This is a genomic window from Crossiella sp. NPDC003009 (assembly GCF_053591555.1).
Genome location: NZ_JBSFUA010000022.1, coordinates 1 through 14,337 on the forward strand (window position 1 = coordinate 1; position 14,337 = coordinate 14,337).

The 14,337-nt window shown below is 73.1% G+C and carries 11 protein-coding genes; 6 read left to right on the top strand and 5 right to left on the bottom strand.

Annotation, left to right across the window (positions count from 1 at the left end; translation table 11 throughout):
- Positions 1-91: 91 nt before the first annotated feature.
- The 4 genes from ACWDY5_RS22605 to ACWDY5_RS22620 all read right to left on the bottom strand — a co-directional run bounded on the left by ACWDY5_RS22605 (position 92) and on the right by ACWDY5_RS22620 (position 6,271).
- Positions 92-907: an ESX secretion-associated protein EspG gene (locus ACWDY5_RS22605; protein ID WP_449724150.1), complete on the bottom strand. Its 816-nt coding sequence runs from the start codon at positions 905-907 to the stop codon at positions 92-94.
- Between the two features lie 157 nt (positions 908-1,064).
- The gene (locus ACWDY5_RS22610; RefSeq protein ID WP_449724151.1) at positions 1,065-2,480 is read right to left on the bottom strand and encodes a carbohydrate-binding protein; all 1,416 of its coding nucleotides are present in this window, start codon (positions 2,478-2,480) and stop codon (positions 1,065-1,067) included.
- Between the two features lie 752 nt (positions 2,481-3,232).
- Positions 3,233-4,384 carry an alpha/beta hydrolase family protein gene (locus ACWDY5_RS22615; protein ID WP_449724152.1) on the bottom strand — a complete coding sequence of 384 codons (1,152 nt, stop codon included), beginning with the start codon at positions 4,382-4,384 and terminating at the stop codon, positions 3,233-3,235.
- Between the two features lie 735 nt (positions 4,385-5,119).
- Positions 5,120-6,271 (bottom strand): alpha/beta hydrolase family protein, encoded by a 1,152-nt coding sequence (locus ACWDY5_RS22620; RefSeq protein ID WP_449724153.1) that lies wholly within the window; start codon positions 6,269-6,271, stop codon positions 5,120-5,122.
- 183 nt (positions 6,272-6,454) lie between these two features.
- Here ACWDY5_RS22620 and ACWDY5_RS22625 point away from each other — a divergent pair, with 183 nt between their 5' ends.
- Positions 6,455-7,156: a class I SAM-dependent methyltransferase gene (locus ACWDY5_RS22625; protein ID WP_449724154.1), complete on the top strand. Its 702-nt coding sequence runs from the start codon at positions 6,455-6,457 to the stop codon at positions 7,154-7,156.
- Here the strand turns inward: ACWDY5_RS22625 and ACWDY5_RS22630 are convergent.
- Positions 7,139-8,347, bottom strand: a complete 1,209-nt coding sequence (locus tag ACWDY5_RS22630) for an ROK family transcriptional regulator (protein WP_449724155.1) — start codon at positions 8,345-8,347, stop codon at positions 7,139-7,141. The two genes, ACWDY5_RS22625 and ACWDY5_RS22630, sit on opposite strands and share 18 nt — an antisense overlap.
- A gap of 211 nt (positions 8,348-8,558) precedes the next feature.
- Between ACWDY5_RS22630 and ACWDY5_RS22635 the strand changes: the two genes are divergently transcribed.
- From ACWDY5_RS22635 to ACWDY5_RS22655, 5 genes are all read left to right on the top strand, one after another.
- On the top strand, positions 8,559-9,362 hold the full coding sequence (locus tag ACWDY5_RS22635) for an SAM-dependent methyltransferase (protein WP_449724156.1): 804 nt from the start codon (positions 8,559-8,561) through the stop codon (positions 9,360-9,362).
- A gap of 1 nt (position 9,363) precedes the next feature.
- Positions 9,364-10,170 (top strand): SAM-dependent methyltransferase, encoded by an 807-nt coding sequence (locus tag ACWDY5_RS22640; protein WP_449724157.1) that lies wholly within the window; start codon positions 9,364-9,366, stop codon positions 10,168-10,170.
- A gap of 303 nt (positions 10,171-10,473) precedes the next feature.
- A complete protein-coding gene (locus ACWDY5_RS22645; RefSeq protein WP_449724158.1) occupies positions 10,474-12,576 on the top strand; it encodes a putative bifunctional diguanylate cyclase/phosphodiesterase in 2,103 nt (700 codons plus the stop codon).
- Positions 12,573-12,998 carry an NTP pyrophosphohydrolase gene (locus ACWDY5_RS22650; protein WP_449724159.1) on the top strand — a complete coding sequence of 142 codons (426 nt, stop codon included), beginning with the start codon at positions 12,573-12,575 and terminating at the stop codon, positions 12,996-12,998. Before ACWDY5_RS22645 ends, ACWDY5_RS22650 begins: the two co-directional genes overlap by 4 nt.
- Positions 12,999-13,052: 54 nt before the next feature.
- Positions 13,053-14,315: a DNRLRE domain-containing protein gene (locus tag ACWDY5_RS22655; protein ID WP_449724160.1), complete on the top strand. Its 1,263-nt coding sequence runs from the start codon at positions 13,053-13,055 to the stop codon at positions 14,313-14,315.
- Positions 14,316-14,337: the final 22 nt, after the last annotated feature.

Genomic DNA, 14,337 nt, shown 5'->3' on the forward strand with positions numbered 1-14,337 from the left:
GCAGGGCAGCCCACTGCTCATCGGTCAGCTCATGACGACGCACCACGAACGTGATCAAAGCAGATCACACCAGCCGCTTTGAAAACGCCCCCTAGCGCCTGCCGTTGGCCCCGTGCACCGCGGTGGTCTCGTCCCGCAGCGCGATCAGCTGCGCGACCAGCTGCCTGCTGCCACCGGGCAGCACGGTCACCCACACCACGCCGCCGTTCTCCACCCGGCGCAGCACCAGGTACCGGCCGCGCCCAGGAACGTCGTGGAAGGCCACCACCCGGCTGCCCCGCCTGGTCGCGCCGAACCGGTCCCGCACCGTGCAGCCGAACTGGCCCCACCAGCCCGAACCGGCGCAGCGCCTGGCCAGCTCGCGGGCCGCCTGTGGCGTCTCACCGCGCGCGGTCAGCACCTCGGCGAAGGCCACCGGGTCCGCGCCGGCGGCACGGGCGGCGGCGTCCAGAGAGTCACCGCGCACGCTCAGCGCCTCGCCGGGACCGCTGGGGGTGCCGCCGGCCAGCGTGGCCAGGTCGGTGGGCAGCAGGTAGTCGGGCAGGCGGGTCAGGTGCACGGTGTCGCCGATGCGCACCGCCAGCGTGCCGCTCTCACCGCGGGCGGCGCCGAAGGCGCGCAGCAGCTCGCCGGTCCACAGCCGGGCGTCCAGGGACCAGGTGTACTCGGCGAGGCCGAGGCAGGCGTCGGTGAGCCAGGAGGTCGGCCCGACCCGGTCGGCCAGGCCGCGCTGTCGCAGCGACTCCATGGCCAGCGCGGTCAGCATCCGGCGCTCGGAGTCGGTGGCGCCGAAGCTCGGCAGCTCCAGCGCCAGTGGCGGCTCGCCGAGCGAGAGCCGCGCCCACACCACCTCGAACTCGGTCGCGGTCAGCACCATCGTGGTCATCGCGTGCGGTTCGCCGCCCATCGCCAAGCCCCCTTGCGCCGAGAGACCTCGGTCAAGGGGGCAAACTAACCCGGGCTGGTGACTACGTGTGTAAACAATGTCACATTCGGTGCGGTCAGTTTTGGGTGCGGCCGGCCGGTGGGTCGCCGCCGTCTCCACCGGCCGGCCGCGGGTCTGGCTAACTGGCGGCGAAGGTGAACCAGTTGACGTTGACGAAGTCGGCGGGCTGCCCGCTGGCGAAGGTCAGGTAGACGTCGTGCACCCCGGTGGTGTGGCTGAGGTTGGCCGGCACGGTCCGCCAGCTCTGCCAGCCGCCGGTGTTGCCCACCGAGAAGGACCCGATCACCGGACCGGTCCGGCTGTCCAGCCGCACCTCGACCAGCCCGCTGACGCCACTACCCGCGCCGGAAGCGACCCTGGCCTGGACCTGCCGCGCGCCACCGGAACCGAAGTCCACTCCCCGGTACTGCACCCAGTCGCCGTTGCCGGCCCCGCCGATGTTCGAGCCGCCACCACTGTCCGAAGTGGACTCGGTGCGCACCCCGGACTGCGCGGCGAACCGCTCGGCCTCCCACCGGCTGTACGCGCTGCCACCCGCGGGCGGCGGCGCGCTGGTCGTGGTCGGGTTGCCGCCGCCACCGCCGCGCTGGAAGACCGCGACGTAGTCGATGAGCATCGGCCGCCCCGGCACGGTGCCGGCCACCGGGGTGGTGCCGCCGTGCACGCCGTTGGGGAAGGCGCCGCCGATGGCCACGTTGAGGATGATGAAGTAGCCGTGGTTGGTCATGTTGTTCCAGGTGCCGGCGTCGAACTGGTCCTGGCGCACGCTGTGGAACTGCTGGCCGTCGACGTACCAGCGGAGTTGGTTGGGCGAGACCGAGCGGTCCCACTCGAACCGGTAGGTGTGGAAGGCCGACTGGCAGCTCGCGCCGGGGCAGGGCCGGCTGGCGCCGAGGCCGTTGGTCTCGTTGCACGGGCCGCCGGGGTTGACCCCGCAGTGCAGCACGCCCCAGACCGAGTTGAGCCCGTTGACGTTCTCCATGATGTCGAACTCGCCGATACCGGGCCAGTTCCAGTAGTTCCCGCGGTACGGCGTGCCCAGCGCCCAGAACGCGGGCCAGTACCCGAGCGCCGCGGTGCCGGTGACGTTGGGCATCTGGATCCGGCCCTCGATGGCCAGCACCCCGCCCGCGGGCGCCTGGAAGTCGCCGCGGTGCGTCTCGATCCGGGCCGAGGTCCAGTTCCCGGCGCCGTCCCGCAGCGGGGTGATCCGCAGGTTGCCGCCGCCGTCGAGGCTGACGTTGTTCGGGCTGTTGGTGTGGTAGGCGATCTCCCCGGTGCCCCAGTTGGCGGGCCCGCCGGGATAGCTGTGGCCGATGTCGAAGATCCAGTTGTTGCCCGAGGGCAGCGAGCCGGAGGGCCCGTTGAAGTCATCGGCCCAGACCTGGGACCAGCCAGGCGGTGGTGGCGGGACGGCGGCGCCCGCCGGAGCGAACAGCGACAGCGGGACGACCATGGCCGCGGCGGCCACGGCGGCGCCGATCGCCCAGCGACGGGAACGAGATCGGCGAGTGGGGGGACTGGCGGTGGACATGCGAGCGCCTCCTCGGTCCGTGGCGGCGGCACAGCAGGGGGAAGGGGTGCGGGCCACGGCCGGTGCGTCTCCGGCCGCGTTGCCGTGGGTTGATGAGAGCGCTCTCAAGGGTTGTTGTCAACGATTGGGCGGGATTTGGGGGGAGAAACAACAAATGTGGGAGGGGCTGGGCGGGCGGGCAGCGACGCAGGGCTGCGCGCGATCGGCTGGGCGGGCGGCGCGGGTGGCAGCGGGGGGCTGCGCGGGGCGGGCTGGGGCCGGGCAGGCGGGTTGCGCGGGTGGCGACGGGGGGCTGCGCGGGGCGGGCAGGGGCCGGGCAGGCGGATTGCGCGGGGGCGACGCAGGGCTGCGGGCGGTGGGCTTGGGCGGGCGGTGGTGGTGGTGGGCTCCGTGCGGTGGGCTGGGGCCGGGCAGGCGGATTGCGCGGGGGCGACGCAGAGCTGCGCGCGGTGGACCGGGTCGGGCAGGCGGAGTGGGTGGGCGGCGGCAGCGGGCTGCGGAGGGCCGCTCGCGGCGGGCAAGGCGGGGCTGGGTTGTGGCGGGGCTGGCGGGCGGCAGCGGTGGTCTGTGCCGGGCAGCGCGGGCGCGGGGGCCGGAGGCAGAGTTGAGGCCGGTCCGATCGGCGGGCAGCGGCGGTAGGGCTGGTCGCGGCGGGCAAGCCGGGCGGGTTGCGGTGAGCTGGGCTGTGGCGGGCTGGGTTGTGGTGGGGCTGGGCCGGGCAGCGGCGGGGTAGGGCCGCTGCCCGGGGCTCGTTACGGGTGGGACCAGCGCAGGGTTTGTTCCGGGTAGTCGGGGGAGGGGGCGTTGAGCAGGGGGCTGGGGATGCCGTGCAGGTGCTGGTGGAAGAAGGCTCGGGTGTAGGTGCGGTTGATCTGGGTCGCCCTGGGGCCGGGCAGGTCGCCGAACAGGGCGGTGAAGACGGCTGGGCGGTCGTGCAGCAGGGCGCGGGCGCCGGAGATGTCCGGGAACAGGGACAGGTCGGTGGCGGTGTAGTGGGAGGCGCCGGTCAGGGCGAAGTGGCGGCCCCAGGCTCGGTGGTTGGCCTTCCAGGCGGTGAAGGTGGGGTAGTCGGGGGCCGCTGTGCTCAGCAGCAGGAAGGGGCCGGGGACGCCGTGGTTGGCGGCTCCGTCCCAGAAGCCGCCGTCCAGGTTGAGGCCCGCGCGGAAGCGGGGGTCGGCGCGCATGGTCTCGGCGGCGGTGGCGCCGCCCATGGAGTGGCCGAGGGCGCCGATCTTGGTCAGGTCCAGGCGGCCGCGGAAGCGGGGGGTGGTGATGGCCTGGTCGAGGGTGGTGCGCAGGTCGGCGACCCGGACGCGGAGCTCCTCCGCCCGTTGTTCCCCGGTGGGGATCTCGGGGCGGTTTCCCCTGACCACGCGGCCGTCCGGGAAGCGGACCGTGGCGGCGTCGTAGGTGTGGTCCACGGACAGCACCACGTAGCCGTGGCTGGCCAGGTCCTCGGCCAGTGACGTGGACAGGGCGCGCATGCCGCCGCGGCCCTGGCTGTACAGCAGCACCGGCCAGCCCGCGCCGAACACCGGGGCGTCCTGGCGCGCGTGTGGGCGCACCCGGTCCAGGAACGGGCTGACTCCGCCGCCGATGACGCCGTTGAGGTGGACGGCCACGGTGCCGCTGACGGTGTCGTCGGCGTAGCGGGCTCTTGGGGTCACCGCGATCGCGGGGTACCAGGCGCGGACCATCAGCTCACGGGCCGCCGGGGCTGGGGACCAGGGATCGGGGCGGGATGGGTCGGTCAGGTGCAGGTCGGCGACGCCCACGGCCAGGCGGCCGGTGGGAGCGGGCAGGTCCAGGTGCTGCGTGCGCGCGGGTGCGGCGGCCGCGGGCAGGGCGGTGGCGGTGCCGGCGGCCAGGGTCAGCAGCACGGCAAGTAGCCGTGTTGAACGCATGGGATCCCCTCTGGAGTGGTGGTTCACCGTCCTTTCACCCTGCCAGCGGAAATGGGGTGGTGATCGTGGGCGGGCGGGGTCTGCCCTTTGGGGCTCTCAGGATTCTCAGCTGCCGGATGGGTGGTGCGGTTCGAGGTCGGGGGCGGCCCCGCCCGGTCAGCGCCGGGTTGATGACCCCGCCTGTCTCGGTCACTGCGGCGTGCCTGCACGCCGAGCGCGGTCGGCGTGGCGGCCGACCTGGGCAGTCCGAGGACCTGGTGCCCGTGGCGGAGCAGTTCAGGGACCGCGGCGAACCGAGGTGGTCGCTGGCGCTGCGCGCAGGTCGCGGGGAAGTGGACGTGCCGCGGCGGCTGCTGCGCGGCGGGCTGGCCGAGGGCGTCGCCGCCGCGCCCGAGGGCACATCCCGTTGGCCGTGGTCGCCGCGGTGTTCACCGCCGGGCTGGGCGGACCGGGCCGCGGCGAGCAGCGGGGCTCGGCCCGGGTTGCCGCTGGCTGCCGAGCTGCGCCTGGCCGGGGCCGGTCCGCTGGTGCTGGAGGCGGCCGACGGGGCCCTGCGCCGGACCCGCAGCCTGGGCCTGCGCGGACTCAACGGCCGGACCGTGCAGTCATTGCGGCTGCGCGGACTGACCGTGCGGTCTGGTCGAGTCCGGCGTCGGCGAGCGCGGGTGGGGGGTGGGGGGTGGGAGTTCGGTGCGCTCGCCGGGCGGACGCCGCGCGGTGGTCGCCGTTGTGGCGTTAGCGGTGGGACCAGAGGAGCTTGTGTTCTGGCCAGTGTGGGGAGTTTTGGTCCAGTAACGGGGCTGGGCGGCCGGCGAGGTGGTGGTCGAACAGGGCGGTGAGGTAGGTGCGGTACAGCTGCGTGGTGCGGACGCCGTCCAGGGTGCCGAAGAGTTGGCGGTACCGGGCCGGGTGGTCTTTGAGGAGGTCGCGGAGGCCGGAGACCTCGGGGAACAGGGGGAGGTCGGTGGGGGTGTTGTGCACGCCGGCGGGCAGGGTGAAGTGGCGGCCCCAGGCTTGTTGGTTCGCGCGCCAGCCGGCGAAGCTCGGGTGGTCGCCTGGGCCGGCGCTGAACAGGGCGAACGGGCCGGGGGTGCCCTTGTCCCTGACCTCGCCCCAGAAGGCGCCGTCCAGGTTCGCGCCGACTCGGAAGCGGCGGTCGGCGCGCATGGCCTCGGCCGCGGTGTCGCCGCCGATGGAGTGGCCGAACACGCCGGTCCGGTGCGGGTCGAGGCGGTGGCGGAGCGGGGTGGCGGCGGTGGTGAGCTGGTCAAGGGTGAAGCGCAGGTCGGCGACCCGGACCTGGACCTCGGCGGACAGTTCGGGCTCGGTGGGTTCGGCCGGGCGGTTGGCGGTGGCGGTGCGGCCGTCCGGGAAGCGGACCACGACGGCGTCGTAGGTGTGGTCCACGGCCGCCACCACGTAGCCCTTGGCGGCCAGGCCCTCGGCGATCGCGGTGGTGGTGCTGCGCATCGAGCCGCGGCCGTGGCTGTGCAGCAGCAGCGGCCACCTGCCCGGCAGCACCGGCGCGTCCAGGCGGGCGGTGGGGCGCACCCGGTCCAGGAACGGCTCGCCGCGGCCGACGCCGAGCGCGGTGATCAGGTCGGCGTAGTGCCGGTCGACCGAGGGATCGCCGTAGCGGGCGCGGGCGCCCACGGGCACGGCCGGATACCAGAGCTGGAGCATCAGCTCGCGCGGTCCTGGCGCGGGCGCCCACGGGTCGGGCCGGTCGTGGTCGACCAGGTGCAGGTTGGTGGTGCCGACCGGGAACGGGCCGCCGGTGGCAGGCAGGTCCAGGGTCGGCTTGGCCGCCGCGGTGGCGGTGGACAGCACGGTGGTCAGCAGCAGGAGGAACGCGGTGAGCAGGGCGGTGAAGCGGGTTCGGAGCACCTTTCTCTCCCCAGGGGTGGCGGTGGTGTGGTGGGTTCAGACTGCCGGGTGGGCAGGGGTGCGATCGGGTGATTCCGCTGGGGGCGAACGGGCATCACTCGATGTGTGCTTGAGGGGGGGTCAGTGCCGGGTCGTCGGCGTTCCGTGGCCGATCCGTGTTTTCCGCCGCACACAATGAGACCTGTGAACCACAGCCCCCGCCCACCGGTGCCCGCGCACCTGAACTACCTCGCCAAGGCCGACGAACTGAGCGGGCTGAGCACCAGGGAGGTGTTCGCGCACATCTTCCACAGCAACATGTGGGGCAGCGATGACTCGGTCTCCGGCTGCGGCTCCGCGCTGGAGCAGACCGCCGTGCTGCGCACCGAGCTGCCGAAGCTGTTGCGCCGCTTCGGCATCCGCAGCCTGCTGGACATCCCGTGCGGCGACTTCGGCTGGCTGGCCGGCTGCGACCTCGGCCTGGAGACCTACCTGGGCGCGGACATCGTGGAGGAGCTGATCGCGGCCAACCTGGCCAAGTACTTCCGGCACGGCGGCAACCGCCGCTTCTACACCCTCGACCTCACCAGGGACCCGCTGCCGCGCACCGACGCGGTGCTCTGCCGGGACTGCCTGGTGCACCTGAGCTTCGAACAGGTCTGGGACGCGCTGGACAACCTGCGCCGCAGCGGCTCCCGCTACCTGCTCGCCACCACCTTCCTCGAACTGGAGCACAACGAGGACATCGCCACCGGCGACTGGCGCCCGCTCAACCTGCAGCGCGCCCCGTTCCGCCTGCCCGACCCGGTCGCCGTGCTGGTGGAGAACTGCACCGAGCAGGACGGCGCCTTCGCCGACAAGGCGCTGGGCATGTGGGAGATCGACCAGCTACCGGTGCGACCGTGACCCCGCCGGCTTCATGAAGTCCGCGGCGGGCAGCCCGAAGATCTCCTCGCGGGCGATCGCGTAGGCCGCGTGCAGCGCGCCCGCCCGCACCGCGTTGCCGGTCACCGAGGCCAGCTCCACCGGCGTCTTCGGGATCACCAGCTGGTGCAGTTCGGTCTGCACCAGCTCGCACAGCAGCTGCCCGCCGGTCTCCGCGGTCTCCCCGGAGAGCAGCACCAGCTCCGGATCGAGCACCGAGACCAGGTTGGCCACCCCGGTGGCGATCCGGCGGGCCAGGTCGGTCAGGAACGGCAGGCCCAGCTCGGGGTCGGCCACCGCGGCGCGCACCGCCTCGATCCCGGAGCCCGCCACCACCCCGTGCGCCGCGGCCAGGCCGGTGATCGAGTCCGAGCTGACCAGGTCGCCGAAGCGGATCCCCTCCCGGCCGACCTCGCTGCCGGCCTGGGCCCGGTCCGGCACCCGCATCCAGTCGATCTCGCCCGCGCCGCCGGTGGCCCCGCGCAGCAGCACCCGGTTGACCACCACCGCGCTGCCCACCGCGTCCGCGGGCCAGACCAGCACCATGTCCCGCACGTCGACGGCCTTGCCGGAGACCATCTCCTCCAGCGCGACCAGGTTGACGTCGTTCTCCACCGTGACCGTGGCGTTGAGCAGCTCGCTGAGCCGGCCAGGCAGGTCGAAGCCCTCCCAGCCGGGCAGGTGCGGGGCGAACCCGAGCTGCCCGGTGGCCCGGTCCACCGCGCCGGGGCTGCCCACCACCACGTGCCGCAGCCCGTCCTCGGGCAGCCCGGCCAGCCGCACCGCCGCGCCCAGCGCCGTGGTGAAGGCGGCCAGCACCGCCTCGGTCGGCCCGGCAGGCATCACCGCGCGGTGCTCGGCGAGCAGCCGGCCGGCGATGTCCGCGACCGCGATGTCCACCGACGCCGCGGTCAGGTCCACCGCGGCCACGTGGCACAGCGCCCCGTTGACCGCCCACAGCTGCGCCCTCGGTCCGCGCGCACCGCCGCGCAGCCCCTCCCGGCGCACCACGTCGTCCTCCTCCAGCCGCGCCAGCAGCTGCGCGGTGGCCGGTTTGGACAGGCCGATCGCGGTCTCCAGCTCGGAACGGGTCATCGCCCCGTTGGCCAGGAGGATCTCGATGGCCGCCCGATCGTTGATCTCCCGCAGCAGACGCGGACTTCCGGCTCGCACCACCACTCCCCCTTCACACGTGCGTCACTGGACGTGTCACCGGATACGGCCATCCAGGTGTCACCCGAGCGCGGGTGCCCGCCGAATCGTAGGACCTTCTCCGTGTCCGGTCCGGCATATCGGCGCGCGCCGTCCTGCGACGGGCTGCTACTGGGAGGCTGGCCACCCTCAGTAGTGTGTTCGCCACCCACCGACATCCCCGAGGTGTGCCGTGACCGGAGCGCAGCGCGACTGGGCAGGGCCCAGGTCCGCCCGGGTCTACGACTACCTGCTCGGCGGCGGCCACAACTTCGCCGTGGACCGCGAGTTCGCCGACCGGATGGTGGCCGAGATGCCGTGGGTGGCGCACTCGGCGGTGGTCAACCGGGCGTTCGTGCGCCGGGTGGTGCACTTCATGCTCTCCGCGGGGGTGCGCCAGTTCCTGGACCTGGGCTGCGGCATCCCCGGCGTGGACCCGGTGCACCTGGTCGCCAGGCAGGCCGCGCCGGAGACCAGGGTGGTCTACGTCGACCACGACGAGCTGGCGGTGGCGCACGCCGAACTGCTGCTCGACGGGGACGAGCAGGCCACCGTGCTGCGCGCGGACGCGGCCGACCCGCGCGCGGTGCTGACCGCGCCCGAGGTCCGCCGGATGCTCGACTTCACGGCCCCGATCGGCCTGCTCGCGATAGCCCTGCTGCACTACGTGCCCAACGAGCGAGATCCCGAGGGGATGCTCACCGGTTACGCGAACCGGCTGGCCGAGGGCAGTTTTCTGGCACTGAGCCACGCCACCTTCGACGTATCACCCGAACCGGTGAAGCAGGCGCAGGGCTGGATGGTCGACAGTGACCCGGTGCACCCACGCGGCCGGGACCGGATCGAGGGCTTCTTCACCGGGTTCGACCTGGTCGCGCCGGGACTGGTACATCCGGGGCAGTGGCGCAACCCGGTGCGCCCCGGTCCCAACGCCGTCGGCGAGTGGTCCTTCGCCGGTGTCGGCCGCAAGACTTCCTCCACCGAAGGGACAGCGTGACGTGTCGAACGAACTGAGCTGGGTGCCCGAAGGGGTCAACATGGAGCTGCCGAGCTCGGCCCGCATCTACGACTACCTGCTCGGCGGCGGCCACAACTTCGAGATGGACCGGACGCTGGCCGACCGGCTGCTGACCGTGGTGCCGGCCAGGGACATGGCCCGGCTCAACCGCGCCTTCCTCGGCCGCTCGGTGCAGTACCTGGTGGGCCAGGGCATCCGCCAGTTCCTGGACCTCGGCTCGGGCGTGCCGACCGTGGGCAACGTGCACGAGGTGGCGCAGGCCGCCGCGCCGGAGTCCAAGGTGGTCTACGTCGACATCGAGCCGGTCGCGGTGGCGCACAGCGAGCTGCTGTTGCAGGACAACCCGAACGCCGGGGTGATCCAGGCCGACCTGCGCGATCCCGAGGGGATCCTGGACCACCAGGAGACCAGGCGGCTGCTGGACTTCAGCCAGCCGATCGCGCTGCTGCTGGTCGGCGTCCTGCAGTTCATCCCGGACGCCGATGACCCGTGGGCGGTCATCCAGCGCTACCGGGAAGCCCTGCCCGAGGGCAGCTACCTGGCCTTCTCCGCCTTCACCTGGGACGGCAACCGGGAGGCGATGACCAAGGCGGTGGAGGTCTTCAAGAACACCCAGGAGCCGATCCACCCGCGCACCAGGGCGGACATCCTGCGCTTCGCCGAGGGCTTCGAGCTGGTCGAGCCGGGCCTGGTCTACACGCCGAACTGGCGGCCGGAGACCGGCACGGTGGCCGAGGAGGACGTGCGCCACTCCAACCTGTTCGCCGCGGTGGGCCGCAAGGTCTAGTGTCCTGAGTCGGAAGTTCGCCAGCGGTATCGACTCAGGACACTAGGTATCCCGGCGACCGCTCGCCGGAATCCAGCCGCCCGGGTGAGGCACTGGGCCATCCGGGTACCGATCGGGCGACGATCCACGTGCCTCCGGGTATCGGTCACCGCCCGGGGGCGGATCGGCGGAATATGGTGGTGGGATTCGGATCGCGTGTTCCGCCCGAGTCCCGCCACCGTCTCGAGACCGCGATGAGGTGTTCGCCGTGCCGCTGCCATGTCCGGCCGCCCCGTGGCGTGCCGTGCTGGGCGAGGTGCCGCGGTGAACCGGGCCGAGCTGGCGCGGCAGTGGCTGCACGAGATCAGCCGGACCGTGTACGTGCCGCAGTCCCAGGCGGAGATCGCCGCGTTCCTGAGCGAGCTGCTCGACGAGCTGGTCGAGGAGCTGCTGGCGCCCGCGGGCGGGCTGGCGCGGGCGGACGGGGTCGGCAAGCGCCTGGTGGCCAGGCAGTTCACCCCGGCGGAGAGCCTGCTGTGCACGATGAAGGTGCTGGGGTCCGGGCTGCCGAGGCTGGCCGAGCTGGCCGGGGCCCCTGAGCTGGTGCAGCGGGTGGTGCTGGCGCTGGGCGCAGTGTCGGCCGGGTACGCCGAGGCGACGCGGCAGCGGACCTTCGAGCAGCAGGAGGACGTCAAGCAGGCGCTGTTGCGGGCCAAGGACAACGCCGAGCGGGCCCTGCGCGGCAGCGAGGCGCGGCTGCGCGAGGTGTTCACCAGCTCGGTGGTGGGCATCGCGATCACCGAGCTGGACGGCACGTTCGTCAACTTCAACCAGGCGCTGTGCGGGATCCTCGGCCAGGACCCGGCGGACCTGCGCGGCAGGCGGCTGATGGACTTCGTGCACGCCGACACCACGGCCGAGGTCACCCGCGCCTACCACGCGCTCTTCGCCGGGCGGCTGGACCGGTTCCGGGTGATGGCCAGGCTGGGCAAGGGCGATGAGGAGACCGGGTTCGCCTACCTCGCGGTGTCGCTGCTGCGCGACGAGCAGGGCGAGCCGACCAGCTGCGTGACCATGGTGGAGGACGTCACCGAGCTGAAGCTGGTGCAGGACCGCCTGCACCACCAGGCGTTGCACGACCGGCTGACCGGGCTGGCGAACCGGCAGTTCTTCCTGACCCGCTTGGAGTCCGTGCTCGGCCGGATCGACCCGGCCACCGGGATGAGCCTGTACCACCTGGACATCGACGGCTTCGGAATGATCAACAGCGGGCTCGGGCACGAGGTCGGCGACCAGGTGCTGCGGCTGGTCGCGGACAAGCTGCGCGCGGTGGTGGACAACGAGAAGGCCCTGGTCGCCAGGTTCGGTGGGGACGAGTTCGCGATCCTCATCGAGCACACCGCGAGTACCCCGGACGTGGCCACCATGGCCGCCAGGATCAACGAGGAGCTGGGCGAGCCGGTCTACCTGAACGAGCGCGGGGTGGCGGTCTCGGCCAGCATCGGCGTGGTGCAGCAGCAGGCGGGGCGGATCAAACCGGTGGAGCTGCTGCGGTCCGCGGCCGCCACGCTGCGCCGGGTCAAGGCCTCTGGCCGCCGCCAGTGGGGCCTGCATGACCAGGACGCCGACCGGCGGGACCGGGAGCGGTTCGCGCTGGCCGCGACCATGCCCGGCGCCTGGGAGAACGGCCAGCTGCGCCTGCTGTACCAACCGGTCCGCCAGCTCGCCGACGACCGGCTGGCCGGGGTGGAGGTGCTGCTGCACTGGGCGCACCCCGACTACGGCGAGATCCGGCACGACGAGTGCCTGCGGCTGGCCGAGGAGACCGGCCTGACCATCCTCATCGGACAGTGGATGCTGCGCGCTGCCTGCGAGCAGCTCGCGTTGTGGCAGCAGGAGTTCCAGGCCCGGATGCCGCCGATCGGCCTGCGGCTGGGCCGCAGCCAGGCGGCCGATCCGGACCTGGTCGGCGATGTGCGCAAGGTGCTCGACGGCTTCGCGCTCGCGCCGGACCAGCTGTGGCTGGGCGTGCCGGCGGCCGCGCTGCTGGCCGGGTTCGGCGAGATCGAGGACAACGTGGAGACCCTGGCCGGCATGGCGGTTCCGGTGCTGCTGGACGAGTTCTGCTGCGGCACCGACGAGCTGACCCTGCTGGACGAGCTGGCGGTCAGCTCGGTCCGGCTGTCCCCGCGCCTGGTGCACCGGCTCGGCCAGCCCGCCCCGCCGGGCCTGCTCGCCGATGCGGTGGAGTCCCTGCTGCCCGTAGTGCACCGGCTGGAGGCCGCGGTGCTGATGGACGGCATCGGCACCGCCGAACACGCCCGCCGCTGCCGCGAGCTCGGCGCCGACCTGGCCCAGGGTTCCTTCTTCGGCTCGCCGGGACCGCCCGCGACCATGTCGGCGGTGCTGGCGCGGAGTTTCCCTTGAGCGGGCTGGTGATCGTGGACGCGGCCAACGTGGTCGGCTCGGTGCCCGACGGCTGGTGGCGGGACCGGGCAGGCGCCACCGCGCGACTGCTGGAGACGCTGAACTCGTTGCCGGGCAACGGTTTGTCCCCGGTGAGCGGGGTGCCGGAGTGGGCGCTCGGGCCGGTGGAGGTGGTGCTGGTGGTGGAGGGCAAGGCGGCCGGCGTGACGGCGACCGGCGCGGTGCGGGTGGTCGCGGCGCGCGGGTCGGGGGATGACGCGATCGTGGACCTGGTGCGCGCGGCGGAGCGGCCCTGCCTGGTGGTGACGGCGGATCGCGGGTTGCGGGAGCGGGTGCTGGCGCTGGGGGCGGCGGTGACCGGGCCGAGCACGGTGCGGCCGGACGCGGGCCGTCGCGCAGCGGCTGGGCCGACTGGCCGATAGCCGGGGCCGGTCCGCGCTCGTAGGGTTTCGCCAGGGGACACAAAGGGGGGAACCATGTTTTGTGCTGCCGGTCGGTTTCTGGTGGTCGCGGTGCTGCTGGCCGCCTCCGGGGTGACCGCGCTGCCCGCGGCCGCGCTGGACGAGGCGAGCGCGGTGTTCGCCAACCCGGACGGCACGTTCACCGCCGAGCACCTGACCACGGTCCGGCCCCAGGAGTGGGCCGTGGTGTCCAGCCGGACCCCGAAGCTGCCGGACCACAACCGGAACACTCCGGTGACCGTGGGGCTCGACGGCGAGCGCTGGGAGGTCACCCGTTCGTTCTTCGGCTTCGACCTGAGCCGGTTGCGCGGCAGGCAGATCCTGGACGCGCGGCTCTACCTCGACCAGACCGGGACCGGCAGCTGCCGCCCGAGTGCGGTCGAGCTGTGGCGAACCGGCCCGGTCGAGCAGGACACCAGCTGGGACCGGCAGCCCGAGTTGCTGTCCAAAGTGGACAGCAAACCGGCGTCCTCGGGTGCGGCCGGGTGTCCGGCCCAGCCGGTCGCGCTGGACGCCTCGGCGGCCGTGGCCCAGGCAGCTGACAGCGGGCGGCTCACCCTGGGCCTGCGCGCGGAGCAGGAGTGGAACCGCGGGGCGTGGAAGTCCTTCGGCACCGCGCCGCGGCTGACCATCGACTACAACTCGGTGCCTGAAGCTCCCGGGCGGCAACAGGTGGAGATCCTGGACTGCCCGCCGTCCCCGGCCGAGCTGGTCCTGTACACCCCCGCGCCGGTGCTGCGGGCGACCCTGTCCGATGTGGACGGTGACCTGATGGACGCCGAGTTCGAGTGGTGGGCCGGCGGTTCCCGGGTCGGCGGGGCGGTCACCACCACGATCCCGAACGGCTCCGCGGCGCAGATCACCGTGCCCCGAGGGGTGTTCGCGCACGAGTCGGTGTTCTCCTGGCGGGTCCGGGCGAAGGATCGGACGGCCACCGGGGCGTGGTCGCAGTGGTGCGGTGTCCGGGTCGACGCCGAGCCGCCGCACGCGGCGCCGCTGGTGAGCTCCGTGGAGTACCCGGAAGGCGAGTGGCAGCCGGGTCCGCCGAAGCCGGGCACGTTCGTGTTCTCCCCCAACGGGGTCACCGATGTGGTGGCCTACCAGTGGCAGGCGTTGACCGGTGAGGGCGGCCGGGTGCCCGCGGGGCCGGACGGCACCGCGTCCGTGGTGTACAAGCCGTCGCTGTCCAGGCCGCTGTGGATCGAGGTGTACAGCATCGACCGGGCTGGGCACCGGAGTCCGCTGAAGCAGTACGAGTTCGGGGTGCGCCCCGGCTGAGTCGCCGGGGCGCACCGACTGG

Coding starts and splice junctions, on each gene's coding strand:
- ACWDY5_RS22605 (WP_449724150.1), bottom strand. CDS start 907: ATGGGCGGCGAACCGCACGCGATGACCACGATGGTGCTGACCGCGACC.
- ACWDY5_RS22610 (WP_449724151.1), bottom strand. CDS start 2,480: ATGTCCACCGCCAGTCCCCCCACTCGCCGATCTCGTTCCCGTCGCTGG.
- ACWDY5_RS22615 (WP_449724152.1), bottom strand. CDS start 4,384: ATGCGTTCAACACGGCTACTTGCCGTGCTGCTGACCCTGGCCGCCGGC.
- ACWDY5_RS22655 (WP_449724160.1), top strand. CDS start 13,053: ATGTTTTGTGCTGCCGGTCGGTTTCTGGTGGTCGCGGTGCTGCTGGCC.